This is a genomic window from Streptomyces sp. MGP-P1 (assembly GCF_057766565.1).
The window spans coordinates 89,680-115,056 of record NZ_JBYMEM010000007.1 but is presented as its reverse complement, the minus strand read 5'-3'; the positions used below and the strand labels follow the sequence as shown (position 1 = coordinate 115,056).

The following is a 25,377-nucleotide window of genomic DNA, read 5'->3' as shown; positions in this document are numbered from 1 at the left end:
CTACCCCCGGCCCAGGGGCCCCCGGTCCGCCGGTTCTGACGCCCGAGGGTTCTGGCGCCCGTCGCTTCGGGCGCCCGTCGCTTCGGGCGCCCGTCGGCTCAGGCGCCGGCCGGGGATTCCTTCGGTGCGAACTCGGTGACCTGGGTGATCCAGGGCGCGCTGTAGTTGCCGAGCTGCATCTTCTGGTCGTCCCAGGTGCCGAAGCGCGGGTTGACGTCGATGTCGAGGGCCTTCGACGCCTTGGTGAGGGCCTCGCCGACGACCTTCTGGCCGGCCGGTGCGCCGAGGTCCGCGCCGAGCGCCTCGGCCAGCTTCGGGAGCTGGACCTCCTGGCGCATGTCGGCGTCGATCTGGTCCGGGGCGACCCAGCGCTGCTGGAGCATCATCGCCTCGAACCGCTTCTCGCCGCCCTGCTGGGCTCCGCTGGCCTTCCGCATCTCCTGGATCTCCTTGCGGGTGACCGTGACCCCCGCGTCGGCGGCGGCGCGGTCGAGGATCCGGCCGAAGATCAACCCGTGCAGTTTGGCGCGGTTGAGCTGGCCCGACTTGTTCACCAGCTGGACGGCCTCCGGGGAGCTCTCCTGGGCGCTGCGGACGTCCGCGGCCCGGCCCTGGACCGTCGACACCTCGATCCGCTCGCCGCCCACGACGGCCGCGGCGCCGGGGTGGGACTGGTTGCCGCAGGCCGAAAGGAGTGGCGCGGCGACGAGTGTCGCGGCGAGGACGGCGAACGCGGTGCGACGACGGCGGTGCAAAGGAGCCTCCCGGGGAGAGTTTGTGCATCAGTGCACAAAGCCTTGCGGTGATCGATGTTAGGCAGTGGAGGTGGCCGGTGCCACTGATTCGACCAACGATTCGGGAGGAGTTGGGGATGTGGTCGGGGAGATGGCCGGGAATGTGCTCCGGTGGGGGCGGTGCGGGGACGCTGTCAGCCCCCGCGGACGTCCCGTTGGTGGCTGAGCAGACGGCGCAGGTCCATCGGCAGCGGGTGGTGCGGCCCGTAGGTGCGCTCGGCGTCGTACAGCAGGGCCTGGAGCTGTGCCCGGCCCGCGGTGTGGTCGCCGACCGCCAGGAGCAGTTGCCCGATGCGGTGACGGATGTCGAGTGCGCGGCCGGGGTCGGAGGAGATCGGCCCGTAGGCGTTCTCGTAGTACGGGAGGATCGCGCGGTACTCGACCAGCGCGGCCCCGGCCTCGCCGAGCTGTTCCAGGCACTGGGCGGCGTCGTAGCGGAACTGGAGCCCCTGGGCGTCGGTCCGGCCGGCTTCGGCGGCGCGGTCCTCGGCGAGGCGGCGCAGCTCGGGTAGGGCGCGGCGGTACTGCCCGTCGTCCATCAGGGTCGCGGCGTACTGCTTGCGCAGGATGCGGACGACCGGTGAGTGCTCACCGTGCTCGGCGGCGGCCGCCGGGAGCGTGGCGCCGAGGACGTCCACGGCCTGGGTGATCCGGCCCTCGCCGAGCAGCTTCTTGACCTCGTCCACGGCCCGCGCGACGTCCGGCCGCGCGGGCGGCGGCGGGGTGCTCGACGGCAGGTGGGCGGGGCGCGCGGGGGTCGGTGCGGCGGCCGGGGGCGGGGTGAAGGACGGCGGGGCGCCGAGGGAGGAGGGCATCGCGGCGAAGGTGGCGGGCGCTGGCACGGAGGCCGGGGTGGCCGCCCGGTCCGGCCAGGGGGCGTGCGGGCGCAGGAACGGACGCGTCGGGTCGAGCGGCTCGGCGGGGGTCCCGTGCTTGGGCAGCAGCGGGGCGAGGGCCTCGTACACCTCCTGGGCGGAGGCCGGCCGGTCCTGGGGGTCCTTGGCGAGGAGCCGCAGCACGAGGGCCTCCAGCGCGACGGGGACCTCGGGGCGGGTCTTCCGGACGGGGAGCGGGGGCTCGTAGAGGTGGCGGTGCAGCACGCCGAGCGCGGTGGACCCGGCGAACGGCACGTCACCGCTGAGGAGTTCGTGCAGGAGCACCCCGAGGGCGTACAGGTCGGTGTACGGGCCGACCGCGCCGCCCATCGCCTGCTCGGGGGCCATGTAGGCCGGGGAGCCGATGGGTGAACCGGTGTGGGTGAGGCGGGTGGTGTCCGTGTCGAGGACGGAGGCGACGCCGAGGTCGAGAACGGTGACGGTGCCGTCGGGCCGGACCATCACGTTCCGGGGCTTGAGGTCGCGGTGGACGATCGGCACCGCGTGCACCGCGCAGAGGACGGCGCAGAGCTGGGCGGCGACCGCGACGGCCCACGGCCAGGGGTACGGGTTCCGCTCGGCCAGGTGGTCGGCGAGGTCGGCGCCCTCGATGTACTGCATGACGAGGTAGAGGTCGTCGTCCTCCCTGCCCGCGTCGTGGACGGTGACCAGGCCGGGGTGGTCGACCTGCGCGGTGACCCGGCACTCGCGGACGAACCGGCGGCGCAGTTCGTCCGCGGCGTCGCTGCCGGAGGGCCCGGCGACCCGGTCCGGGCGGAGCAGCTTCACGGCGACGCGGCGGTCCAGCCGCCGGTCGTAGGCCGTCCACACCTGGCCCATGCCGCCCTGGCCGAGGATGGTCGCCAGTTCGTACCGGTCGGCGATGATCCGCCCGCTCACCGGCCCCCGCCCTCCCGGTTCTCCTTGCGGAGGTAGTCGCTCAGCTCGTCCAGCTCGGCGCGGACCTGGTCGAGGCGCTGGGGTGCGGGGGTGGGCGTGGGCGGCGGGGTCGGCACGGTGTACGGGTTGGGCTGCGGGTGCTGCTGCTGGTGCTGACCCTGCTGGTGGTGGTGACCCTGCTGGTGGTGACTCCGGTGCCGCTGCTGTGCGGGGTGCTGCTGGTACGGCAGCGGTGCGGGGTGCCCGGGAGCGGTGTACGGGGCCGGGGAGCCGAGGGAGCCGTAGTGGCGGATCTCCGCGTACAGGTAATAGGTGATCACCCCGGCCAGCAGGGCGACGATCCAGACCAGCATCAACAGCACCGACGCGTCCGACATGGCGTCGGGGTCGTCCGGGGTGGCCATGATGAAGGCGAACAGCGCGACGTTGAGGACGATCACGACCGCGAGCAGGAACCAGTCCCGCGGCCTGCGGGTGACGATCGCGAGCCGCAGCATCGCCACCCAGCCCAGCAGACCGCAGCTCAGCACGGTCACCGTCACGAGGATCACGCGCACCGCCGTGAGCGTCGCCGAGGACGGCCGGGATGTCGTCTGCTGCTGCGGCGTCGGGCCGTAGCCGTGCATGTGCTGCTCCTGGGACGCGTATGTCGGACGTGTGGGGTGAGCGTATACACCTCCACCGACCGGCCGACCCCGGGTTGTACCCAACCGTTGCGCTTCGCCCGGCGCGCGGCCCCGCAGGCCCCCGTCACCCGGCCGGCGCCGGGGCTCCGCCCGTGAAGTCCACCTCGGCCGCCGGTAGTACGCGCACCCGGCGGCCGGGGAAGCGGAGGTTGCGGTAGATCTCGTTGTGGTGCGCGACGGACGCCTCCGGTGCGGCGTACGGGCCGGGGCCCGGCCGGACGGACGTGGTGTGGCCGTCCGCGACGAGCACCACGTCGTACCCCCGGCTCAGCGCCTGCCGGGCGGTGGACTCGACGCAGATCTCGGTGGCGAACCCGGTGACGACGACCTCGGTGACCCCCCGGGCGCGCAGGACCGCGTGCAGTTCCGTGTCGAGGAAGCTGTCCGGGGCCGCCTTGGGCACGACCGTCTCACCGGGGGCGGGGGCCAGTTCGGGCACGATCCGCCAGCCCCCGGTCCCGGGCTCCAGCTCCTCGTCCCCCTGCTGCGCGAACATCACCGGAGCGCCGGCGGCCCTGGCTCGCGCCTGGAGGCCGGCGATGGCCTCGACGGTGGCGGACGCCCGGTACGCCATCGCCACCAGGGCGTTCTGCATGTCGATGACGAGGAGGGCGGGGGCGTGCGCGGGAGCCGTGCCCGGACGGGCTGGTATCGCGGTCGGCACCGTGCCCGGATCTTCCGGCCCGGGCGTCACAGCTGGTGCCGCACCCAGACGTTGGGCTCGACGTAGACCGCGTAACCGTGTGCGAGCGCGCAGTGCACCGGGACGAGCGCCCCCGGGACCTCCACCGGACCGTCCGTGTCGAACGGCAGCCCGGTCCACTCCCGCCACCGCGCGAGCGAACCGCTCACCGTCATCGACACCGTGGCGACCGAGTCCACCTTGCCGCCCGCCCGGGCGTGGACCCGCAGCCAGGGGTCCTCCGGCAGGCCGTCCTCGGGGCGGGTCAGCCGGGCGTACTCCTCCATCGGCACTCCGGAACGCAGGTGCTTGCCGTTCGGCCGCACCGGGGCGACGACCAGCCCGAAGCCGAGCCGTCGCGCGTTGTCGCGCAGCGCGGCGAGCATCCGGCCCGATATCCCCTTGCCCAGATGGCCGGTGGCCACCGTGATGTCGATGGCGCTGACCGTGTCGGGGGTGTTCCCGCGCCGCAGGTCCGAGAACGCCCACAGCATCACCTGGTCCCAGCCGCCGACGGGCAGTTCGCCGCGCCCCGGGGTGTCCAGCAGGAAGGGCACGCTGAACGCGCGCGCGACCACGACGCCCTCGGGGTCGGTGGCGACCAGCACGTACTGGGGGAACTCGACGGCGATCCGGGGGAAGTTCGCCCAGCCGACGAGGTCCTCCAGCATGAACTCCGGCCAGGTGTCCGGCATCCGGTCGAGGGCGTCGGCCAGCTCCGGACGCTCGGCGAGAGTGGTGATGTTCAGGTCCATACGCGCGACCCTAAACAGCCGTAGCGTCTCCGACCAGCGAATATCGTCTCGGCACCACGGCGCACGCCGGGGCCGCGCGCCCGCGCCGCCGCCCGGCTACCGTCACGCCGCATGACGACGACACCTCCCTCCGACCGCGTCGGTCCCGTACTGATCCGGCCCTGCCGCGCGACGGATCTCGGACTCCTGGAGCGGCACCTGCCCTCGCCCGGCCGGACCCGGCGGCACGCCGCCCGGTTCGACCGGCAGGAGCGGGGACTCAACACCTTTCTGACCGCCTGGGCCGACGACGTACCCGTCGGGTCGGCGCAGATCCTGTGGCAGGGCTGCGCCGCCCCGGAGGTCCAGGCCCGTTTCCCGGGCTGCCCCGAGCTGAACGGGCTCGGGATCTGGCCACCGGGGCTGCGCTCCCGGGGCATCGGCACGGCGCTGGTCCAGGCGGCGGAGGAGCGGGTCCGTGCCGCCGATCACGCCCTGATCGGCCTGGGCGTGGACGACGACAACCGCCGGGCGGCCGCGCTCTACCTGCGGATCGGCTACCGCGAGACCGGCTGCCGCTACCTGGACCGGTACGCGTTCCTCGACGCCGACGGGGTCCGGCAGGAGGTCGCGGATCCGGCCCGCTTCCTGGTCAAGGACCTCGGCGGAGCCCCTCCCGGACCGGCGTGATCCGGCCGGAACCATGAGGTGTTCATGCCGCGTCCCCACCCGTGACTTCGTACCCGTGACTTCGCACCCGGGGCGCCACTCGTCGAGGAGCAGAACCATGACCCAGCCCGCCACCGCACCGCCCCGCCCCCGGAGAGCCGCCGGGTGCCTCCAGAGCCTGGTGGTGCTCGCGGTGATCCTCGGCCTGGGCTACGGGGCCTTCAAGGTCTTCGGTGACGACTCCTCGAACAAGTACTCCAAGTCGCCCTCGTCCTCGTCCGCGTCGGACGGCAAGGGCGGCTCGTGGGAGATCGGTGACTGCGGAGGTCCCGACCCGGAGAACAAGCCGGACGGCTACCGCGCCTTCGACTGCGACGAGTCGGGAGCGACCTTCGAGGCGCTGGCGATCAAGAGCGCGAGCATCATGCCCGACGCGATCCAGTGCCCGGCCGGAACGGACCTGATCATCCAGGTCTCCCGGGTCTTCGGCTCCGGCGACGGCAAGAAGGGCGGCGGCATCCCGACCAACACGGTCTGCGGTCGCAACCTGACGGGCGACCACCCCGGCGACGCGGGCGCCGGCGGCGGCCAGCTGGTCGAGGGCGACTGCATCTCGGCGACGGCCGAGGAGATCGCCTGCGCCTCGGCCGGGGCGGACGCCTTCAAGGTCCTCGGCCTCGTCAAGGAGAAGAAGGAGTGCCCGGCGGCGACCACGGAGCCGATGCAGCTGATGATGGCGATCGGCCGGCCCTACGACGTCATCTGCGGCGGCAAGGTCTGAGATCCGCCCGCTCCCCGCTGCGGTGGCTGCCGCCCGGCAGCCGGCTCAGCCGCCGCACTGGGTGAGCATGGTCCGCTTGTCGGCGGCCGTGACCGGGAGTTCGTACTTCAGCGAGACCTGGGCGAACCGTACGGCGTAGGAGCAGCGGATCGGCTTGTACGGCGGCAGCCAGGAGGCGGGGCCGGAGTCCCGTTTGGCGTTGTTGGCCGGGCCGTCCACCGGGACGAGGTTGAGCGGGTCGTTGGCGATCCGCTCGCGCTTGGCCTCGTTCCAGCGGGCGGCGCCCATCTGCCAGTTGTAGGACAGCGGCATCACATGGTCGATCTGCACCTCGGCGGCCCGCTGCTTGCGCCAGTCGATGCTCTCGCCGGTGTAGGGGTCCTGGAGCGTCATCGACATGACGACGCAGTCGGATCCCGCCTTGTGCTCGATGTCCTCGCCGTCCCGGGCGAGCAGGTCGTTGCGGGTGTCGCAGCCGTTGCGGGCGAGCGGGATGCCGTCGATCCCGTCCTTCCAGGCGTAGCCGAACTTCTTCCGCTCGTAGCCGGTCTTCGGGCCGCGCCCCTTGGTGGTCACCTTCTCGATGATCTTCCGGGCGGTGGCCCGGTCCGCGTCGGTGGTGAGGGGGGCCAGGCCCGGCTTCGTACCGTCGGGGTTGTCCAACGGGCTGGCGCCGTAGCCCTCGGCGGACCGCGCGCCGCCCTTGGTCCCGCCGCTCGGACCGGCTCCGCCGCCGTCGCCCGTCAACCCGTCGGGGCCGCAGCCGCCCACCAGGGCGACCGCGACGAGAGCGCCGACGGCGGGCAGGGCCGACGCCCGGTGCGTACGGCGGCGGTGCGTACGGGGAGCTATCACGTGAAGCCGTCCTGACGGGGAGAGAGCCGAACGCCGAGAATCCTATGGGCGTCTTCCCCGCCGGAGGGGTTTCCATGACGGCGCTTCAGCACGCGGTACGCCCCGCGCGGGTTCGGTGGGGGTGGTCTGCTGCGGCGGGGCGGTGGTGGTGGAGCGGGAGCGCCCCGGCCCGGTCACACCTTCCCGATGCCCAGGGTGTTCTCGGCGGGCAGCATCCCCGACCCGATGACCTCCAGCCAGGGCTCCCCCAGCAGCTCCACCAGCCGCTCGCGCCCCTGCTCCCCCAGCGCCCGCCACGGCCCGGCGGCCTCCTCGTCGGTACGCAGCTCCACCTTCGCGCGCAGCTCGCGCCCTTCGTCCGTGGCCGTGCCGTCCGCGGTCAGCAGCCCGCGCTCCCGCAGCCGCCGCCGGGCCGCTCCCCACTCCTCCGGGCCCCATTCCCGGCTCGCGAACACCTCCGGGGGCGCCGCGCCGACCGCCGCGAAGGAGACCAGCGACTCGGCCGGGTCGAGGCCGGCCCCGACGAGGGCGGCGATGTGCCCGTCCCCCCGGTGCTCGCGCAGAACGGTCGCCGCCTGCCAGAGCACCAGGTGCGGGGCGTCGGGCCAGGGCAGCGCGGAGTTGGCGGCCCCGAGGCCGCCGGGGGTCCCCGGGCCCGCCGCCTGCGCCGCGCGGCGGGCCAGGGCGGCGGCCTCGGCGAACTCCGGTCCCTCCACGCGGTCCCCGAACAGGGCCCGGTAGGACCGGTCGACCGCCCGCAGTCGGGCCGCGAGCACGGCCTCGGGGGCGGCGGTCGCCCAGACGCCCGGAACGTGACGCTCCACCATCGCCGGGGCGAAGCTGTGGAACGTCCGCACCGCCTCCCGGGCGCCCACCGCCCCCAGCGGAGCCGCCCGCCAGGCGAAGTAGCTCGCCCAGCGCTCCTCGGTGTCGTACCCCAGCGCGGCGGCCTCCTCGAAGGCCTCGGGGGCGTAGTACAGAACGGCGTGCAGGGGCTCCAGGAGGTGCCACATCTGCCGCACGCGGGCCGGTTCTCCGGTCATGATCTCCACCTTCCCGAACGGGAATCACAAATCTTGCCAGTGACTAGATCAGGACTCCAGCATGCGCGCGCCGATGGAACTTGTCAATGACAAGATGCCGGGTAGGGTGCTGCCATGAGCAGCGAGCGCGAGCGCACCTACCACCACGGCGACCTGCGGCGCGTGATCCTGGACGCCGCCCTCGACGTCATCGCGACGAACGGCCCCGGCGCCCTGAGCCTGCGTGACCTGGCCCGGCGGGCCGACGTCTCGCACGCCGCGCCGGCGCACCACTTCAAGGACCGCACGGGCCTGCTGACCGCCGTGGCCGCCGAGGGTTACGCCCTGTTCGCCGACGCACTGGCCGGAGCGCCGGACCTCCGGGAGCGGGGCGTGGCGTACGTACGGTTCGCGGCGACGCACCCCGCGCACTTCCAGGTGATGTTCCAGCCGGACCTGCACCGCACCGACGACCCGGACCTCCTGGCCGCCCGCGCCCGGGCGACCGAGGCCCTGCGCGCGGGCGTCGCGGACCTCCCGCCGACCGGCCGGGGCGAGGACGACCGCCTCGCGGGGGTGGCCGCGTGGTCCCTGGCCCACGGCTTCGCGACGCTGCTGCTCAGCGGCAACCTGGCCGACGCGATGGAGGGCCGGGATCCGGAGGAGGCGTTCCGGTCACTCACGGCGTTGATCTTCACGCCGGAGAAAGGCCGCGACAGCTGACGCGGGCGTCCCCGAGGCCCTGTCGTCGAACTCCCGTCGCCGCCCTCCGGGCGACGGGAGTTCGACGACAGGGCCTAGGCTGCCCCTCATGGGCGTTTTCTCCTGAGCCACGGACGAGGTCCCGCACCGGGACCGGAAGCAGCCCGGCGTCGACAGCCGGGCCTCGTTCGTATGCCCCCGCACCCCACTCAGGAGACCCGGCCATGCCGCACACCCCGCCCGCCCACGCCCGTGAGGCCCGCACACCCCTGCCCGCCGAAGCCCCGGCACTGGCCCGCCGCATCGAGCTGCTGCGCGCGACGGCCGAGGCCGATCCACGGGTGGAGGGCGTCCTCCTCTACGGCTCGTGGACGCTCGGCGAGGCCGACGCCCACTCGGACCTGGACGCCTACCTCTACGTACGGGAGGAGGACGTCGACGCCTTCGACGGGCGGGAGTTCGTGGAGCGGCTGGCCCCGCTGAAACTGGCGTACACCAACATGTACGGCATCCTCGCCGTGGTCTTCGACGACCTGATGCGGGGGGAGTTCCACGTCGAGCCCACCGGCCCCGGCATCGCGGAGATCCCCACCTGGCGCGGGCAGGTCCACTTCCCCCGCCCCGAAGCGGCCGTCCTGCTGGACCGCACCGGCGACCTCACGGCAGCCGCCCGCGAACTGGCCGCCTTCCGCCCGCCGGAGCCGGTGGCCACCGCCCAGCAGCTCACGGACGAACTGGCCAACTGGACCCTGATGCTGGCCCACGTCCAGGCCCGGGGCGAGTACGCCCGCGCCCACAACCTGCTGCACGCCGTGATCGCCCCGCTCCAGCTCAAGCTCTGCCGCCTGCTGCGCGGTTCGACCACCCACTGGCTCACCCCGAGCCGCGCCCTGGAGGCGGACCTGCCGCCGGCGGACGTCGAGCGGTACGCCACGGTCACCGGGCCCCTGCCCCCGGCAGCCCTCCGCACGGCGGCGGCGAACAGTTGGCGGTGGAGCCGGGAACTGGCGGCCGGGGCGGCGGACCGGTGGGGGACGCGACTGCCCCTGGGGCTGCACGAGGAGATCGCGGAGGCGCTGGCCCCGGCCGAGTGACCTCGGCCGGTCGAGCACGGAGTTGTCCGCAGGACCGTCCGGACGGCGTTCCATCGGCCGCCGCCGCCCCGGTCGGCCGCGTCCGCAGGGCCGATGCCCCATCGTGATGCGCGGGATGCACAACCCTGGATGGATGCCGGCCGTCTGTAAGGCGCCGGAGGGACGATCCTTCGGCGCCATTCGTACGGAGATCGGAGATCAGGTGGGGAAGCAGGTCTGGAGAGCCGTCGTGGCCGGCGGTGCGGCGGCGGTGTTCACGGCGGTGGCCGCGGTGCCGGCCGGGGCGGCCGAGGGCGGGGCCTCGTTCAGCCGTGTCCAGGTGAACGGCGGCAAGCCGATCGTCATCGGGACGACGAAGGAGGTCGCGGTGCCCGCCTCCTTCCGGATGACGACCACGAAGCCGTGGAAGGCGCCGGGGTTGGTGTTCCTCCACCGCAACAGTGGGGAGGAGCAGCTGTGGCACTCGATCGAGACGAACGACTGCCCCAACCAGGTCGGCGCCTGTGACATCAACGAGACGATGTACTTCGACCCGAGCGTGTGGGACATGCGTAACAGCGAGGCCGGGGCCTGGAGGGTCGGGGCCGAGGTGCGTTTCAAGGACGGCAGCGGCGACGTCGACGACAAGGGCATGACGGTCTACGTCCAGCGCAACTCCCGTCTGACCGTCGACGCCTCACCGGAACCGGTGGCCAAGGGCAGGACCATCACCGTGACCGGCAAGGTCACGCGGGCCAACTGGGAGACCAGGAAGTACGCCAACTACGGTGGCCGCCACGTGAGCTTGCAGTTCAAGCCTTCCGGCTCGGCCTCCTACAGCACGGTCAAGAAGGTGTACGCGGACGGCTCGGGCAAGCTCAAGACGACCGTGAAGGCCTCCAAGACGGGTACGTGGCGCTGGGCGTACTACGGCAACACCACCACCGGTGCGTCGACGTCGTCCGGGGACAACGTCGTGGTGAAGTGACGCCCGCCGTGCCGACAGGCCGGTGACGGCCCAGGCGCTCGGTCCGCCGAGCCGGGAGACCGCCGCCGGGGGATGACAACGGCCTTGCTCCGCCCGGGCGTCGACGCGGCCCCGTCGACGCCCGGGCCCCCGGTTCTCCGCGACTCCAACCGCAGCGCCGACTGGTGCAACCGGGCGTGCGCTCCTTCCGGGGAGTACCGAGCCGCGTTCAAGCGGCCCGCGACGCCGTAGCGGCTCCGGGGCCAGACGCATCGGGCCCCGCCGGTCAGCCCGGCGGGGCCCGTCGTTCACTCGGTACGCGGGTCTACGACCCCAGGATCGTCGTCAGGAACTCCCCGGTCCACGCCAGCAGTTCGCGGCCGATGACCGGCTTGCCGCCGATCCTTCCGGTCGTCGGGCGCGGGACCAGGATCTGGTGGGCGGCCGGCTTGATGACCGTCTTGGGGTGCAGGCGCTTCAGGCGAAGTTCCTGGGACTCGCGCAACTGCACCGGCGCGAAGCGGATGTTGGAGCCCTGGAGGACGATCTCTCCGACGCCGCAGGCGCGGGCCAGCATGCGCAGGCCGGCGACCAGGAGGAGGTTCTCTACCGGTTCGGGCAGGGGGCCGTAGCGGTCGGTCAACTCCTCGCGGACCGCGCGGATGTCGTCCTCCGAGGAGGCCGCGGCGATCGAGCGGTAGGCCTGGAGGCGCAGCCGCTCGCCGGGGGCGTAGTCGTGCGGGACGTGGGCGTCGACCGGGAGCTCGATCTTGACCTCCAGCGGGGGCTCCTCCTGCTCGCCGCCCTCCATCTGGGCCCGGTAGTCGGCGACCGCCTCGCCGACCATGCGGACGTACAGGTCGAAGCCGACGCCCGCGATGTGGCCGGACTGCTCGCCGCCGAGCAGATTGCCCGCGCCGCGGATCTCCAGGTCCTTCATCGCCACGTACATGCCCGCGCCCATCTCCGTGTGCTGGGCGATGGTGGCCAGGCGCTCGTGGGCCGTCTCCGTCAGGGGCTTCTCGGGGGGGTAGAGGAAGTAGGCGTAGCCCCGGTCGCGGCCTCGGCCCACCCGGCCGCGCAGCTGGTGCAGTTGGGAGAGGCCGAAGTTGTCGCCGCGCTCCACGATCAGGGTGTTCGCGTTGGAGATGTCGATACCGGACTCGACGATCGTCGTGGAGACCAGGACGTCGAACTTCTTCTCCCAGAAGTCCACCACCACCTGTTCCAGGGACGCCTCCGACATCTGGCCGTGGGCCGTGGCGATCCTGGCCTCCGGGATGATCTCGCGGAGACGGGCGGCGGCCCGGTCGATGGACTCGACCCGGTTGTGGATGTAGAAGACCTGGCCCTCGCGCAGGAGTTCACGGCGGACCGCCGCGCCGATCTGCTTCTCCTCGTACGGGCCGACGAAGGTGAGGACCGGGTGGCGCTCCTCCGGCGGGGTGGTGATCGTGGACATCTCGCGGATGCCGGTGACCGCCATCTCGAGCGTACGGGGGATGGGGGTCGCGGACATCGTGAGCACGTCCACGTTGGCGCGGAGCTTCTTGAGCTGCTCCTTGTGCTCGACGCCGAACCGCTGCTCCTCGTCCACGATGACCAGGCCGAGGTCCTTGAACCTGGTCTCGGAGGAGAAGAGGCGGTGGGTGCCGATGACCAGGTCGACCGCCCCGTCCCTGAGGCCTTCGAGGGTGGCCTTGGACTCGGTGTCCGACTGGAAGCGGCTCAGGGCGCGGACGTTGACCGGGAACTGGGAGTAGCGCTCGGTGAACGTGCCGAAGTGCTGCTGGACCAGGAGGGTCGTGGGGACCAGGACCGCCACCTGCTTGCCGTCCTGGACCGCCTTGAACGCCGCCCGGACCGCGATCTCCGTCTTGCCGTAGCCGACGTCGCCGCAGATCAGCCGGTCCATCGGGACCGTCTTCTCCATGTCCTCCTTGACCTCGGCGATCGTGGACAGCTGGTCGGGCGTCTCCGCGTACGGGAAGGCGTCCTCCAGCTCGCGCTGCCAGGGGGTGTCCGCGCCGAAGGCGTGGCCGGGGGCCGCCATCCGGGCGGAGTAGAGCTTGATCAGGTCGGCGGCGATCTCCTTGACCGCCTTCTTCGCCCGCTGCTTCGTCTTCGTCCAGTCCGCGCCGCCGAGCCGGTGCAGCGTCGGGGCCTCGCCGCCGACGTACTTGGTGACCTGCTCCAGCTGGTCGGTCGGGATGTAGAGGCGGTCACCCGGCTGGCCGCGCTTGGCGGGGGCGTACTCGACGAGCAGATACTCGCGGGTCGCGCCCTGGACCGTGCGCTGCACCATCTCCACGTACCGGCCCACACCGTGCTGCTCGTGGACGATGTAGTCGCCGACCTCCAGCGTCAGGGGGTCGATCGTCTTGCGGCGGCGGGCCGGCATCCGGCCCAGGTCCTTGGTGGCGGTGCGCTGACCGGTCAGGTCCGTCTCGGTGAGCACGGCGAGCTTCAGCGCCGGGTCGACGAACCCCTGCTCGATGGCCCCGCAGGAGACGTGCACCAGGGACGGGGTCAGCTCGGCCAGGTCCGCGTCGAGGCGGGCCGCGATGCCCTCGCCGCCCAGCACCTCGACCGTACGGGTGGCGAGGCCCTGGCCCTCCGTGACGTACACCGTGCGCCAGCCGTCGGCCAGCCAGCCCTTGGTGTCGGCGAGCGCACGGGCGGTGTCGCCCCGGTACGCCTCGGGGGCGTGCATGGAGAGCTGGAGGGTGTCGTCGTCGTGGTCGGCGGCGTCGGCCGCGAACGGCGAGATCGACCACCACATCATGTCCAGCTCGCGGGCCCGGTCCCGGACGTCCGCGATGCCCCACAGCGAGGCCGCGCCCACGTCGATGGGGGCCTCGCCGCCGCCCGCGCTAGCCGCCCACGACGCCTGGAGGAACTCCTGGCTCGTGGCGACCAGGTCGGCCGCCCTGGTGCGGACCCGCTCCGGGTCGCAGACGATCGCCATCGCGTCCCGCGGCAGGACGTCGAGCAGCAGCTCCATGTCGTCGACCAGGACCGGGGCCAGGGACTCCATGCCCTCGACCGCGATGCCCTCCGCGATCTTGCCGAGCAGCTCACCCAGCTCCGGGTGGGCCTCCGCCAGCGCGGCGGCCCGCTCCCGCACCTGGTCGGTCAGCAGCAGCTCGCGGCAGGGCGGGGCCCACAGCCCGTGCGCGGCGACCTCCAGGGACCGCTGGTCGGCGATCTTGAAGTAGCGGATCTCCTCGACCTCGTCGCCCCAGAACTCCACCCGAAGGGGGTGTTCCTCGGTCGGCGGGAAGACGTCCAGGATTCCGCCGCGCACGGCGAACTCGCCGCGCTTCTCGACCAGTTCGACCCGGGAGTACGCTGCGGCCGCCAGCGCTTCCACGACCTCCCCCATATCCGCGCTCTGCCCGCCGGCCAGCGCCACGGGCTCCAGCTCGCCGAGCCCCTTGACCTGCGGCTGGAGCACGGAGCGGATCGGCGCGACGACGACGGAGACCGGGCCCGTCTCCGGGTCGTCCTCGCGGGGATGAGCCAGGCGCCGCAGCACGGCGAGGCGGCGGCCCACGGTGTCCGAGCGGGGCGAGAGCCGCTCGTGGGGCAGGGTCTCCCAGGACGGGTACTCGGCGATGGTGTCCGGCGGCAGCAGCGTGCGCAGGGCGGCGGCCAGGTCCTCGGCCTCCCGGCCCGTCGCGGTGACGGCCAGCACGGTCCGGCCGGTCTGCCGGGCCAGCGCGGCCACGGCGAACGGCCGCGCGCCGGGCGGGCCCACCAGGTCGACGTGTGCCCGGTGCCCGTCCCCGGCGGCCTTCACCGCCTCGGCGAGCGCCGGGTCCGTAACGACGACATCCAGCAGACCGTGCAGGCTCATGAAGTTTCCGTCCGGGGTTCAGATCAGGTGCGGCTCAGGGTTCACCGGCAGCCGGCTGCTACCGGGGCAACGCGAAGGGCCCGACACGTCAGGGATGCCTGAACCGCCGGGCACCCCCGGGGGCCGGGGTGACTTCCAGAGTACGACCCGGGGGCGACAGTCGCGCCCGCAACCGGCGAGCCCGCGGTCCGTGCCGCCCCCGCCGCCCGCATCCCCGCCCCCGCCGCCCGCTTCCCGAACCGGGCCGCCCGTATCCCCGACCGGGCGGCCCGGTTCACGGCCGATCCGGGCCGCCCGGTCACACCCGGCCCGCCGCCCGTCGCGGCGGCACCGCCGCTCGTCGACGGTCGTGCACCGTTCGTCTCCGTCCCGCGCGCAGTTCTGCCGGGGATCCTCACAGGAGTGTTCCCAGCGTCTAGTCTTTGCCCGACCATTGCACGGACACGCGGACGGGTACATCGACCGGCGCGCCACCCATGCGGTACGGGGCACGGTCAACGGCACGGGGCACGGGGCACGGTCAACGGCACGGGGCACGGGGCACGGGGCACAGGGCACAGGGCACAGGGCACAGGGCACGGTCAACAGCACGGGGCACGGGCGGAGCGAGCAGCGGCCGGGACGGGCGGCGCGGGGCGATCCCCTCGGCGTACGCCTCCACGGCACCAGGCATCGGGGGCGTACGTGGGCGAGAACGAGCTGTCTGCTTTCGGGGTCCCGGAGGCCGAGGAAGAGATCTACCGGCACTTCCTGCGCAACCCCGGCACCCGCGCCGACGACCTCCGCCCCCTGTCGCACTCCCGCCCCCGGGAGGCGCCCGCCCGGATCTCCCGGCTCCAGGAGCTGGGGCTGCTGCGCGCCGAGGACGGCGAGCGGCGGATCTTCCCGACGGATCCCGAGGTGGCTCTCACCCGACTGGTGGACATCCGGCTGCACACGCTCCATCAGGAGCTCCAGCGCGTCACCCGGTCGCGGCACGTCATTGACGGTCTACGCGCGGAGCAGGGGGCACCTGCTCCCCCTCCCGGCACCTCGCGGGGCGCGCTCCTGGCCCGCCGCAGCGACCTGGTCTCCAGCATCGTCTCCCTGTGCGAACGGATCTGGGACCAGGCGGCCGACGATCCGTCCCGGGCGGGCGACGGCACGGAGAGCGGCGAGGGCGCTGCCGCCCCTCGCCCTTCCGGCATTGAGCGACGGGTGCTGGTGTCGATGTGCACGGTGGGCAAGGACGAGGCGGGCGCGCGGGAGCTGGGAGTGTCGGTGCGGACCTATCGACGGCACGTCGCCGATCTGATGCAGACGCTCGGCGCGGCCAGCCGGGCGCAGGCCGCGCTGCTGGCCCGGGAACGCGGTTGGATCTGAGGCCCGAAAGCCCGAAGGCCAGGAGGCCGGTGGCCCGAAGGCCAGGAGGGCGGAGGCAGGAGGCCCGAAGGCCTCGGCGGGGTGGGCAACGCGGTGCGGGAACGAACGCGGTGCGGGAAGCGGAGTACGAGGAACGCGGTGCGGGACGGAGGCGGAAACGCGCTCGGCCCCGGGACGTTTGGAGGAACGTCCCGGGGCCTGCGGGTCATCCTACGGTGACGCCCGGAGGGTCACCGGAGCCGGGAGGACGCCGGCTCATCCGTCCGTCGCGATGGCGTTCAGGACGTTCATCCGGCCTGCCCGGAAGGCCGGGACGAGAGCGGCGAACAGTCCGACGAGGGCGGAGCAGGCGAAGACCGTGAGGATCGTCGGCCACGGGATCTCCAGGACCTCCAGCCCCTCCAGCGCCAGCAGCTTCTGGGCCGCGGTGCCCCAGCCCATCCCCAGTCCGAGTCCGAGCAGCGCCCCGAAGAGGGCGATGACCACGGACTCCAGCCGGATCATGCGGCGCAGCTGGCGTCGGGAGAGCCCGATGGCGCGCATCAGGCCGATCTCGCGGGTCCGTTCGACCACGGACAGGGCGAGGGTGTTCACCACACCGAGCACCGCGACGATGATCGCCAGGGCGAGCAGGCCGTACACGATGTTCAGCAACTGGCCGATCTGGTCCTTCAGGTCTTCCTTGAAGTCGGCCTGGTTCTGCACCTTGTAGACGGGGTACTCGGCCATCACGCTCTTCAGGGCCGCGTACGCCTCCTTCTCCTTGCCCTCCTCCGCCTTGCCGAACATGGCCACGTTCTGCGGCATCCGGTCGGCAGGGACGTAGGACTTCGCCGTCGTGAGGGCGACGTACATCGCGCCACGGTCGATGTTGGTGTCGTCGGAGGTGATGGCGACGACCTTCAGCTTCGCCGTCTCCCCCGCCTTGAACGCGACGGTGAGGGTGTCGCCGACCTTGACCCCGTGCTTCGCGGCGTAGTCCTCGCCGACGGACATGGCGTTCTTGTCGTACGCCTTCGAGAGGTCGCCGGAGAGCGCGGTGCGCCGGACGTCCTGCTGGTACGTCGGGTCGGCGGCGGTGACCCCGTCGTCCTCCGTCTTTCCGTTGGGGGCGGTGATCTTCGCCTCGACGTAGGTGTAGCTCGTCATGTGCTCCAGGTGCGGCACGGCGTTCAGGGCCTCGGCGGCCTGGGGCACGATCGGCCGCCCGGCTCCGCTGTCCTGGACGATGAAGTCCGCTCCGACGGACTTGTCGAGCTCTTCGGTGGCCGAGGCCACCATGGAGGACCCGACGACGGAGAGGCAGGCCACCAGGGCGAGCCCGATCATCAGGGCGGCTCCGGTCGCTCCCGTACGCCGGGGGTTGCGCAGGGCGTTGCGCTCGGCCAGTCGGCCGACCGGGCCGAAGAGCCGCAGGACGACGACGCTCAGGGCGCGCACCACCACACCGGCCAGGAGCGGGCCGATCACGATGAAGCCGATCAGGGTCAGCAGCACGCCGATGGCGAGGAACATCGAGCCTTCGGTGGCCTTGTCCGCCTGGCTCGTCGCCCACAGGGCCGCACCGCCGGCCGCCGTCAGGAACAGGCCGATACCGGCCCTGATCCAGCCGGACTTGCCGTCAGCGGGGGTCCCGGCGTCGCGCAGCGCGGCCATCGGCGAGACCTTGCCGGCCCGGCGGGCGGGGATGTACGCGGCGAGGACGGTGACGACGACGCCGAGCACGAGGCCGACCACCGGGGTCGTCCAGGCGACGGTGAGGTCGCCGGTGGACAGCTCCATGCCCACCGCGCCCATCGCCTTCATCAGGCCGACGGCGAGGCCGACGCCGGCCGCGACGCCGAGCAGGGAGCCGACGATGCCGAGGAGGACCGCCTCCACCAGCACGGAACGGTTGACCTGCTTGCGGCTGGAGCCGATGGCCCGCATGAGACCGATCTCGCGGGTCCGCTGGGCGACCAGCATCGAGAAGGTGTTGACGATGAGGAAGATGCCGACGAGGAAGGCGATTCCGGCGAAGCCGAGCATCGCGTACTTCATGACGTCCAGGAAAGCGCCCATGGAGTCCTTGTTGGCCTCCGAGGCCTCCTGCTGGGTCTGGAGCTTGTACGCGCCCGAGCCGTCGAGGGCGGTGGCGATGTTCTTCTTCAGCTGGGTGTCGCTGACGCCGCTCTCCGCGCTCACCAGGATCTGGCTGAAGACGTCGGGGGCGCCGAGCAGTTGCTTCTGGGCGGTGGCGGTGTCGAGGTAGACGATGGCCGCGCCCGGGTTGGTGACGGTGAAGGACGCGATGCCGCTGATCTTCGCCCCGATGTCACCGGTGGCGGCGATGATGCGCAGCTCGTCCCCGATCTCGAGCTTGTGCTTCTTCGCGGTGTCGGCGTCGACCATCACCTCGGTGGGGCCGCGGGGTGCGTTTCCGGAGGTGATCTCCATCGAACGCAGGTCGTTCTCGGTCCAGTTGCTCGCGATGGTGGGGGCTCCGGTCTCGGAGCCCATGTTCTTGTTCTCACTGTTGACGACGGTGACCGCCATGGAGAGGGCGGAGCCCTCCGCCTTCTTCACGCCGTCGGCCTTCGCAACCTCCTGGACGACGGAGGCGGGCAGTGAGGCGGGCTTGCCGTTGTCGGGCTGCTCGTCGGCCCCGCCGGCCGCCTTCGGGCTGACGGTGACGTCGGGCGAGGTCACCGCGAAGAGCTTGTCGAAGGTGGTGTTCATCGTGTCGGTGAAGACGAGCGTGCCGCAGACGAACGCCACGGACAGCAGCACCGCCACGGCGGAGAGGGCCATCCGGCCCTTGTGCGCGAGGAAGTTGCGCACCGAGGTCTTCCAGACAGTCATGACGTCCGCCCACGTGCGTCGAAGTGCTTCATGCGGTCGAGGACCTGGTCCGCGGTCGGGTTGAGCATCTCGTCGACGATGGAACCGTCGGCGAGATACAGCACCCGGTCCGCGTAGGAGGCGGCGACGGGGTCGTGGGTGACCATGACGATGGTCTGGCCCAGCTCGTCGACCGACTTGCGGAGGAAGTCCAGGACTTCGGCCCCGGCGCGGGAGTCCAGGTTTCCGGTGGGCTCGTCACCGAAGATGATCTCCGGCCGGGCGGCCAGCGCCCTGGCGACGGCGACACGCTGCTGCTGACCGCCCGAGAGCTGGGTGGGGCGGTGCTTGAGGCGCTCGGAGAGCCCGACCGTGTCCACGACCTGCTGGAGCCAGGCGGCGTCGGGCTTGCGGCCCGCGATGTCCATCGGCAGCGTGATGTTCTCGATCGCGTTGAGCGTCGGGAGCAGGTTGAACGCCTGGAAGATGAACCCGATCCGGTCGCGCCGGAGCTGGGTGAGCTTCTTGTCCTTGAGCTTGGTGATCTCGGTCTCGTCGAGATAGATCTCGCCCGACGTCACCGTGTCGAGGCCGGCCAGGCAGTGCATCAGGGTCGACTTGCCGGAGCCGGACGGGCCCATGATCGCCGTGAACTGCCCGCGGGCGATGTCCACATCGACGTGGTCGAGCGCGACGACCCGGGTCTCCCCGGTCCCGTACGCCTTCACGACCTGCCGCGCTCGCGCCGCGACGGCCGTACGCCCTCCAGTGCCCCCGTGCCTGGGAATGGTCACAGCCGTTGTCACGGTATTTCTCCTATGTCGGTCGATGACTGGACGCCATTGGGTACGGTCCGAGTCTGGGTTCTGGACGGTGTCCGGCGCGATGGTGCCCAGCGCAGTCTTCAGGTGGGGTTTTCCCCACCCTCCCCCCTCCGACGGGCCCTAGCGGCGACGTAAGAACAGGTTAAGGAAACGCCCCCGGCACCACGTCCTCCGCCGGGAGGAACGGGCCCTGGCCACTATGAGGGGCACCCCCTAGGGGACTCGCCCCCCAGGGGGAGGCGAGGTCAGGGGCACCGTTCGCCCCGGCGGGACCGCGGGCGGGGCGGTCACCCAAGCGGAGCGGAAGGGTCCGCCCGCGCCCCCCTTGCCCACCCTGCCTTTCCCCTGCCCTTTCCTCTGCCCTTCCTCCCGCCGAACCCTCGACCGTTCTCCTCGTCCCGCCCCGTACGGCGCTCCCGGATGAGACAGTGCCCCGGGAGATACGTGCATAGGGAAGGAAACCCGGTGAGCGGCACGGACGACAAGAGCGACGTGGGCGCGGACGGCACAACGGCGAACTCCGCCCCCGGCGCGGGTGCGGGTACAGGTACGGGTCCCGGCGCGGGTGCGGGTACAGGTACGGGTCCCGGCGCGGGTGCGAATACGAGTACGGCTTCGGGCGCAGGCGCGGGTGCGGGCCCCGGCCCGGGCGGGGACGGCACGGGCAAGGACGGCCCGGGCAGGGACGGCACGGGCAGGGACGGCACCGGCGGGCCGCCCGCCCTCACCACCCCCCGGGGCCGCCGCCCCGTCGTGGCGGCGCTCATGCTCGGCATGGCGCTGGCGGCCATCGACGGCACCATCGTGTCCACCGCCGTCCCCCAGATCGTCGGGGACCTCGGCGGGTTCACCGTCTTCTCCTGGCTCTTCTCCGGCTATCTGCTGGCCGTCACCGTCACGCTCCCCCTGTACGGGAAGCTCTCCGACACCTTCGGCCGCAAACCGGTCCTGATAGCCGGGATCATCCTGTTCCTGATCGGCTCGATCCTCTGCGCGGCCGCCTGGAACATGGGCGCGCTCATCGCGTTCCGCATCGTCCAGGGCCTGGGCGGCGGCGCGCTCCAGGGCACCGTCCAGACCATCGCGGCCGACCTCTACCCACTGAAGGAACGCCCGCGCATCCAGGCCAAACTGTCGACGGTGTGGGCCACTTCCGCGGTCGCCGGGCCCGTGGTCGGCGGGCTGCTCGCCGGGTACGCCGACTGGCGGTGGATCTTCCTGATCAACCTCCCGGTCGGGGCGGTCGCCCTCTGGCTGGTGGTCCGCCACCTCCATGAACCCGCCCGCCCCCGCCCCACCGTCCGGCCCCGCGTCGACTGGGCGGGCGCGCTCGCCGTCTTCGCGACCGGTGCCCTGCTGCTCACCGCGCTCGTACAGGGCGGTGTCGCCTGGCCCTGGCTCTCGGCGCCCTCGCTCGGCCTGTTCGGGGCGAGCGCGGTGCTGGCGCTGCTCACCGTCGTCATCGAGCGGCGGGCGGCGGAGCCGATCATCCCGGGCTGGGTGTGGCGTCGGCGCACCATCGCCTCGGTCAACCTGGCGCTCGGCGCGTTGGGCCTGCTGATGGTCGCGCCGACCGTCTTCCTCCCCACGTACGCCCAGTCGGTGCTGGGTCTCGGCCCGATAGCGGCCGGGTTCGTGCTCTCCGTGATGACGCTGAGCTGGCCCGTCACGGCGGCACTGTCCGACCGGGTCTACAACCGCATCGGCTTCCGCCTCACCGCGATCATCGGCATCGGCGCGGCCCTGCTGGTCCTGCTGGCCTTCCCCCTGCTCCCCTACCCCGGCGAGCCCTGGCACCCGGCGCTGCTCATGCTCCTGCTCGGCGCGGCCCTCGGCCTCTTCCAACTCCCGCTGATCGTGGGCGTCCAGTCGACGGTCGGCTGGGCGGAGCGCGGTACGACGACGGCGTCCGTCCTCTTCTGCCGCCAGGTCGGCCAGAGCATCGGCGCGGCGGTCTTCGGGGCCGTCGCCAACGGCGTCCTGGCCGCCCGCCTCCTCGACGCCCCGGTGGCCGGCCTCCCCGATGACCTGGACGCCGTCGCCCGCGCCCTGGAGGACCCGGGCACCCTCTCCGCAGCGGCGACGGACTACCTGCGCCGGGCGGTCGACGCTGCGGTGGACCATGTCTACATCGGAGCCGCCGGAGCCGCGGCCCTGGCCCTGCTCGCCCTGATCACGCTGGCCCCGCGCCGCTTCCCGGTCATCACCGAGACCGCCGCCGCCTCCGGAGCCACGGAGGCGGCCGGCCGGCAGGGCACTCCCTCCTAGACGCGGACTGCCAATGCGCTGCCCGCGCGCTCGATCAGTTGAAGCGCGCACCTGGTACGCGACCGGCCTGGACCGGACGCAGCCCCCGAAACTCGGGCCCCGGGCCCCGGGCTTCGGTGCGGTCGGGTCACTCTTCCGGGGGTACGTGAGTGGGTCCCCGGCCCGAAGCTCGGGTGCCGGGACTCGGGCGTCGGGATACGGGACCCGAGGTTCGAGCGCCTTCTTTTAACCGGCAGACAGAAGAAGGGGGTTGGGAAAACCTCCCCCACCTCCCTACCCCGTAACGGTCAGCAAGTATGACTAATCGTGACAGCTTGCGGCACAGCGTCACGACTGCTTACGGTGCGAGAACCAAACGACCCCGACACGGTGTTGGACGCACCAGGCCGGGGTCTTACCGCAAGATCGATACCCTAGAAAGACGATCCCGTGGCTACTCAGCACCCTAGCTCCGCCCTGCCCGCTCCCGCACGCCCCGCCGCGTACCCGATGGCCAAGCCCGGCTACGGCAAACGCTCCGCACCCGACCAACGCCCGCGTACGCGCGACGATTTCGCCCTCCTGCCGACGCGAGAACGGTATGTCGCCGGGTTCGTCGACCACCTCCCCGAGGGCGCGGCGATGAGCGTGAAGACGCTGGCGAAGCAGCTCCCGCTCTACGGCCAGCAGGCCATCTCCACCGCGCTGACCGCCCTGTCCGTCGCCGGGCACCTGCGGCGCGTCCGCTGCGCGGCCGTCGTCGGTGCGGGCGACGAGACCCGCTGGGTCTTCCGCACCTTCTGGTCCCGCACCGCCCGCGACAACGAGTGGTGGAACACCTACCTCGCCACCGAGCAGGCCGCGCTGGCCGCAGCCCCCGCGCCGTCGTCGTCCGTGCTCGACACGGCACCGCCGCCACCGTGGACCCCGGCCGAGGAACCGCCGCCGCTGCCCGCCCCGGAGGGACGCGGTACGGGACCGGCCCCCGAGCCCAACGCCGTACCGCACCAGCGCACCCCGGCCCAGACTCCGGACGCCGAGCCCGAGCCGCCCGCACCGCCCGCCCAGGGCACGGCTCCCACGGCTCCCCGAGCGCCCGGAGCCGGCCAGTCCTCCGCCTATCTCGCCCTGGCCCGCCTCGGCCGCGACGACCACCGGCTGGCTCTCTCCGCCGACGACTGCGCCACCCTCGAACCACACGCGACGGAATGGCTCGCCCGAGGCGTGAGCGTCGACTACCTCACCAGCGCCCTGACCGCAGGACTACCCGCCCAGGTCGACAGCCCTCTCGGCTTCCTACGTCGCCGCCTCACCGACAAAATCCCACCCCAACTCCCCACCGAAAACGCCCGATCCGCCACGCCCGCCCCAACCCGCCGCCTCCTCATGGAGTGCACCGACTGCGGACGCCCCGGCCAGCCGGAAGCCCTCCCCGACGGCCTCTGCCGCCCCTGCCGCACCGCCCACTCGGCGGCAGACGAGACCCCGCCCCACCCTGCCGAGATCGCCGACGTCAAAGCCCACATGAGCAATCTCCGCGACCTGCTCAAACCCGTCTGAACACGAGCGCCACGATCAACTCGTACCCACGACCGACAGAAGCCACGGGCAAGCGCACGGCAGGTCACCGAACCCCGCGCATGGCAGCCATGCACCTCCGCGAGATCCCGAACACGACGAACGCCCTTCCTCTTGCAGAGACGAGATACCGCACGCGACCGGCAAAGGGCAGAATCACCCCTGTGCATGCCCAACTTCAGGCTAGGACGGTTTGCCACATCGAGGAGGTATGTCCGTTTCTCAAGAAGTGGGTAAAAACAGCTCTGCGGGCGCATAAACCCGCAGGTCACGAACGGTGGTCCCCGCGCACGCGGGGGTGGTCCCCGGGGACCGGCATCGCAGCGGCGACCTTGAGAGTGGTCCCCGCGCACGCGGGGGTGGTCCCGGGTCGAACGCGGTGAACCGCAGGGGGGATCGTGGTCCCCGCGCACGCGGGGGTGGTCCCGTCCGCCACGCCGCCACACCGCAGGTCAGGGGGTGGTCCCCGCGCACGCGGGGGTGGTCCCCGGGCGTGGCGGGCGGCGTCCTCGGGTGCGACGTGGTCCCCGCGCACGCGGGGGTGGTCCCATCATCGGGTTCATGATCCGCCGGGCCGACGGGTGGTCCCCGCGCACGCGGGGGTGGTCCCGGGGTAGCGGAGTGAGCTAGGACGCTCCTATGTGTGGTCCCCGCGCACGCGGGGGTGGTCCCAGGACGCTGTTCGACCACCCGTCGAAAACGGCGTGGTCCCCGCGCCCGCGGGGGTGGTCCCCTGCCCCCGCCGTGGACCCCGCAACACGAGGCGTGATCCCCGCGCACGCGGGGGTGGCCCCCGGGCCGTCGGGATGCCGTTGTCCCGAATCAGATGGTCCCCGCGCACGCGGGGGTGGTTCCGCCTGCGACGCCACGTTCTCGAACCCCTCGATGTGGTCCCCGCGCACGCGGGGGTGGTCCCATGCCGCCCACCGAAAACGGCGGCATCACCTTGTAGTCCCCCCGCACGCGGGGGTGGTCCCGGGTAGCGGAGTGAGCTAGGACGCTCCTATATGTGGTCCCCGCCCGTGCGGGGGTGGCCCCCACTCGGCGAGGCCGGGCATCGTCCGGCGCTGGCGGTCCCCGCGCATGCGGGGGGGCCCACGGGGAGACACGTCGTTCTGAGCGACGGGGGGTCCCCGCACACCGTGGCGCTCCTCCTACGGCCCCCTCCATGGCCGACCCTCCGCGAGTCGTCGACAACCGAGCCCGGCAACCCGACCCCCCTTGATAGGCAAGTCGCTACTTGCCTATCGTGGGGCCATGGCGGACGATGTCTTCAAGGCCCTGGCCGACCCCACCCGGCGGCGCATCCTCGACGAGCTGACGGAACGGAACGGCCAGACGCTGTTCGAGATATGCGCGCGGCTGGCCACCAGACACGGCCTGGGTCTGTCCCGTCAGGCGGTCAGCCAGCACCTGGCCGTCCTGGAAGCGGCGGGGCTGGTCGTCGCACGCCGCCAGGGCCGCTACAAGTTCCACGACCTCGACACCGAACCCCTCGAGCACATCGTCGGCCGATGGCTCGGGCCGAAGCCACCAAAGACACCGGAGAGCACCCCATGAGGATCAACCTGACCAGCGTCTTCGTCGAAGACCAGGAGAAGGCCATGCGCTTCTACACGGACGTCCTGGGCTTCCGGAAGAAGCACGACGTCCCGCTCGGCGGCGAGGACCGCTGGCTGACCCTGGTCTCGCCGGAGGACCCCGACGGCGTCGAACTCCTCCTGGAGCCGAACAAGCACCCCGCCGTGCGGCCGTACACGACGGCCCTGGTCGAGGACGGCATCCCGGCCACCGCCTTCGCCGTGGACGACGTACAGGCGGAGTTCGAGCGGCTGAGCAAGCTCGGGGTCCGGTTCACCCAGGAGCCGGCGGAGATGGGTTCCGTCACCACGGCGGTCCTGGACGACACCGTCGGCAACCTGATCCAGATCATGCACACCCCGTAAG

General features: G+C 72.3%; 20 protein-coding genes and 1 CRISPR repeat array. Of the genes, 10 read left to right on the top strand and 10 right to left on the bottom strand.

Features of this window, described 5'->3' with window-relative positions; genetic code table 11:
- Nucleotides 1-98 precede the first annotated feature (98 nt).
- The 5 genes from AC3CH1_RS22275 to AC3CH1_RS22255 all read right to left on the bottom strand — a co-directional run bounded on the left by AC3CH1_RS22275 (nucleotide 99) and on the right by AC3CH1_RS22255 (nucleotide 4,692).
- On the bottom strand, nucleotides 99-755 hold the full coding sequence (locus AC3CH1_RS22275; RefSeq protein ID WP_488464555.1) for a SurA N-terminal domain-containing protein: 657 nt from the start codon (nucleotides 753-755) through the stop codon (nucleotides 99-101).
- Nucleotides 756-928: 173 nt separating this feature from the next.
- A complete protein-coding gene (locus AC3CH1_RS22270) occupies nucleotides 929-2,569 on the bottom strand; it encodes a protein kinase domain-containing protein (protein ID WP_488464554.1) in 1,641 nt (546 codons plus the stop codon).
- On the bottom strand, nucleotides 2,566-3,195 hold the full coding sequence (locus tag AC3CH1_RS22265; protein WP_488464553.1) for a hypothetical protein: 630 nt from the start codon (nucleotides 3,193-3,195) through the stop codon (nucleotides 2,566-2,568). Before AC3CH1_RS22265 ends, AC3CH1_RS22270 begins: the two co-directional genes overlap by 4 nt.
- Before the next feature lie 124 nt (nucleotides 3,196-3,319).
- A complete protein-coding gene (locus AC3CH1_RS22260; RefSeq protein ID WP_488466702.1) occupies nucleotides 3,320-3,850 on the bottom strand; it encodes a cysteine hydrolase family protein in 531 nt (176 codons plus the stop codon).
- Nucleotides 3,851-3,945: 95 nt separating this feature from the next.
- Nucleotides 3,946-4,692 carry an N-acetyltransferase gene (locus tag AC3CH1_RS22255; RefSeq protein ID WP_488464552.1) on the bottom strand — a complete coding sequence of 249 codons (747 nt, stop codon included), beginning with the start codon at nucleotides 4,690-4,692 and terminating at the stop codon, nucleotides 3,946-3,948.
- A gap of 111 nt (nucleotides 4,693-4,803) precedes the next feature.
- Here AC3CH1_RS22255 and AC3CH1_RS22250 point away from each other — a divergent pair, with 111 nt between their 5' ends.
- Entirely contained in the window at nucleotides 4,804-5,361 is a 558-nt protein-coding gene (locus AC3CH1_RS22250) for a GNAT family N-acetyltransferase (RefSeq protein ID WP_488464551.1), read from the top strand.
- A 97-nt stretch (nucleotides 5,362-5,458) separates the two neighbouring features.
- Nucleotides 5,459-6,121 (top strand): hypothetical protein, encoded by a 663-nt coding sequence (locus tag AC3CH1_RS22245; RefSeq protein WP_488464550.1) that lies wholly within the window; start codon nucleotides 5,459-5,461, stop codon nucleotides 6,119-6,121.
- 45 nt (nucleotides 6,122-6,166) lie between these two features.
- On the opposite strand, the gene AC3CH1_RS22240 is transcribed toward AC3CH1_RS22245, so the two are convergent.
- Nucleotides 6,167-6,976: an HNH endonuclease family protein gene (locus tag AC3CH1_RS22240; RefSeq protein WP_488464549.1), complete on the bottom strand. Its 810-nt coding sequence runs from the start codon at nucleotides 6,974-6,976 to the stop codon at nucleotides 6,167-6,169.
- Nucleotides 6,977-7,149: 173 nt separating this feature from the next.
- Nucleotides 7,150-8,019 (bottom strand): SCO6745 family protein, encoded by an 870-nt coding sequence (locus AC3CH1_RS22235; protein WP_488464548.1) that lies wholly within the window; start codon nucleotides 8,017-8,019, stop codon nucleotides 7,150-7,152.
- Between the two features lie 114 nt (nucleotides 8,020-8,133).
- Here AC3CH1_RS22235 and AC3CH1_RS22230 point away from each other — a divergent pair, with 114 nt between their 5' ends.
- From AC3CH1_RS22230 to AC3CH1_RS22220, 3 genes are all read left to right on the top strand, one after another.
- On the top strand, nucleotides 8,134-8,721 hold the full coding sequence (locus tag AC3CH1_RS22230) for a TetR/AcrR family transcriptional regulator (RefSeq protein WP_488464547.1): 588 nt from the start codon (nucleotides 8,134-8,136) through the stop codon (nucleotides 8,719-8,721).
- 203 nt (nucleotides 8,722-8,924) lie between these two features.
- On the top strand, nucleotides 8,925-9,794 hold the full coding sequence (locus AC3CH1_RS22225) for a nucleotidyltransferase domain-containing protein (protein WP_488464546.1): 870 nt from the start codon (nucleotides 8,925-8,927) through the stop codon (nucleotides 9,792-9,794).
- 202 nt (nucleotides 9,795-9,996) lie between these two features.
- Complete coding sequence (locus AC3CH1_RS22220; RefSeq protein WP_488464545.1) at nucleotides 9,997-10,761, top strand: hypothetical protein; 765 nt, start codon at nucleotides 9,997-9,999, stop codon at nucleotides 10,759-10,761.
- A 304-nt stretch (nucleotides 10,762-11,065) separates the two neighbouring features.
- Here AC3CH1_RS22220 and mfd read toward each other — a convergent pair whose 3' ends face one another.
- On the bottom strand, nucleotides 11,066-14,599 hold the full coding sequence (gene mfd, locus AC3CH1_RS22215) for a transcription-repair coupling factor (protein ID WP_488464544.1): 3,534 nt from the start codon (nucleotides 14,597-14,599) through the stop codon (nucleotides 11,066-11,068).
- A gap of 684 nt (nucleotides 14,600-15,283) precedes the next feature.
- Here mfd and AC3CH1_RS22210 point away from each other — a divergent pair.
- Complete coding sequence (locus AC3CH1_RS22210) at nucleotides 15,284-15,961, top strand: helix-turn-helix transcriptional regulator (RefSeq protein WP_488464543.1); 678 nt, start codon at nucleotides 15,284-15,286, stop codon at nucleotides 15,959-15,961.
- Between the two features lie 255 nt (nucleotides 15,962-16,216).
- Here the strand turns inward: AC3CH1_RS22210 and AC3CH1_RS22205 are convergent, their stop codons facing one another.
- Nucleotides 16,217-18,802, bottom strand: a complete 2,586-nt coding sequence (locus tag AC3CH1_RS22205; RefSeq protein ID WP_488464542.1) for an ABC transporter permease — start codon at nucleotides 18,800-18,802, stop codon at nucleotides 16,217-16,219.
- Entirely contained in the window at nucleotides 18,799-19,587 is a 789-nt protein-coding gene (locus AC3CH1_RS22200; RefSeq protein WP_488464541.1) for an ABC transporter ATP-binding protein, read from the bottom strand. The genes AC3CH1_RS22205 and AC3CH1_RS22200 overlap by 4 nt, the downstream gene beginning before the upstream one ends.
- Before the next feature lie 483 nt (nucleotides 19,588-20,070).
- Here AC3CH1_RS22200 and AC3CH1_RS22195 point away from each other — a divergent pair, with 483 nt between their 5' ends.
- The 4 genes from AC3CH1_RS22195 (at nucleotide 20,071) to AC3CH1_RS22180 (ending at nucleotide 25,376) form a co-directional block, all read left to right on the top strand.
- On the top strand, nucleotides 20,071-21,873 hold the full coding sequence (locus AC3CH1_RS22195; protein WP_488464540.1) for an MFS transporter: 1,803 nt from the start codon (nucleotides 20,071-20,073) through the stop codon (nucleotides 21,871-21,873).
- Nucleotides 21,874-22,302: 429 nt separating this feature from the next.
- On the top strand, nucleotides 22,303-23,412 hold the full coding sequence (locus tag AC3CH1_RS22190; protein ID WP_488464539.1) for a MarR family transcriptional regulator: 1,110 nt from the start codon (nucleotides 22,303-22,305) through the stop codon (nucleotides 23,410-23,412).
- A 295-nt stretch (nucleotides 23,413-23,707) separates the two neighbouring features.
- A CRISPR array of direct repeats spans nucleotides 23,708-24,468; the repeat unit is 29 nt; unit sequence GTGGTCCCCGCGCACGCGGGGGTGGTCCC.
- Between the two features lie 219 nt (nucleotides 24,469-24,687).
- The gene (locus AC3CH1_RS22185; RefSeq protein ID WP_488464538.1) at nucleotides 24,688-24,990 is read left to right on the top strand and encodes an ArsR/SmtB family transcription factor; all 303 of its coding nucleotides are present in this window, start codon (nucleotides 24,688-24,690) and stop codon (nucleotides 24,988-24,990) included.
- Entirely contained in the window at nucleotides 24,987-25,376 is a 390-nt protein-coding gene (locus AC3CH1_RS22180; protein WP_488464537.1) for a VOC family protein, read from the top strand. The genes AC3CH1_RS22185 and AC3CH1_RS22180 overlap by 4 nt, the downstream gene beginning before the upstream one ends.
- The last annotated feature ends 1 nt before the right edge of the window (nucleotide 25,377 follow it).

Bases quoted from the DNA above. Each gene is read 5' to 3' on its own strand.
- AC3CH1_RS22265 (WP_488464553.1), bottom strand. From the start codon at position 3,195: ATGCACGGCTACGGCCCGACGCCGCAGCAGCAGACGACATCCCGGCCG.
- AC3CH1_RS22260 (WP_488466702.1), bottom strand. From the start codon at position 3,850: ATGCAGAACGCCCTGGTGGCGATGGCGTACCGGGCGTCCGCCACCGTC.
- AC3CH1_RS22255 (WP_488464552.1), bottom strand. From the start codon at position 4,692: ATGGACCTGAACATCACCACTCTCGCCGAGCGTCCGGAGCTGGCCGAC.
- AC3CH1_RS22250 (WP_488464551.1), top strand. From the start codon at position 4,804: ATGACGACGACACCTCCCTCCGACCGCGTCGGTCCCGTACTGATCCGG.
- AC3CH1_RS22245 (WP_488464550.1), top strand. From the start codon at position 5,459: ATGACCCAGCCCGCCACCGCACCGCCCCGCCCCCGGAGAGCCGCCGGG.
- AC3CH1_RS22235 (WP_488464548.1), bottom strand. From the start codon at position 8,019: ATGACCGGAGAACCGGCCCGCGTGCGGCAGATGTGGCACCTCCTGGAG.
- AC3CH1_RS22230 (WP_488464547.1), top strand. From the start codon at position 8,134: ATGAGCAGCGAGCGCGAGCGCACCTACCACCACGGCGACCTGCGGCGC.
- AC3CH1_RS22225 (WP_488464546.1), top strand. From the start codon at position 8,925: ATGCCGCACACCCCGCCCGCCCACGCCCGTGAGGCCCGCACACCCCTG.
- mfd (WP_488464544.1), bottom strand. From the start codon at position 14,599: ATGAGCCTGCACGGTCTGCTGGATGTCGTCGTTACGGACCCGGCGCTC.
- AC3CH1_RS22205 (WP_488464542.1), bottom strand. From the start codon at position 18,802: ATGACTGTCTGGAAGACCTCGGTGCGCAACTTCCTCGCGCACAAGGGC.
- AC3CH1_RS22185 (WP_488464538.1), top strand. From the start codon at position 24,688: ATGGCGGACGATGTCTTCAAGGCCCTGGCCGACCCCACCCGGCGGCGC.
- AC3CH1_RS22180 (WP_488464537.1), top strand. From the start codon at position 24,987: ATGAGGATCAACCTGACCAGCGTCTTCGTCGAAGACCAGGAGAAGGCC.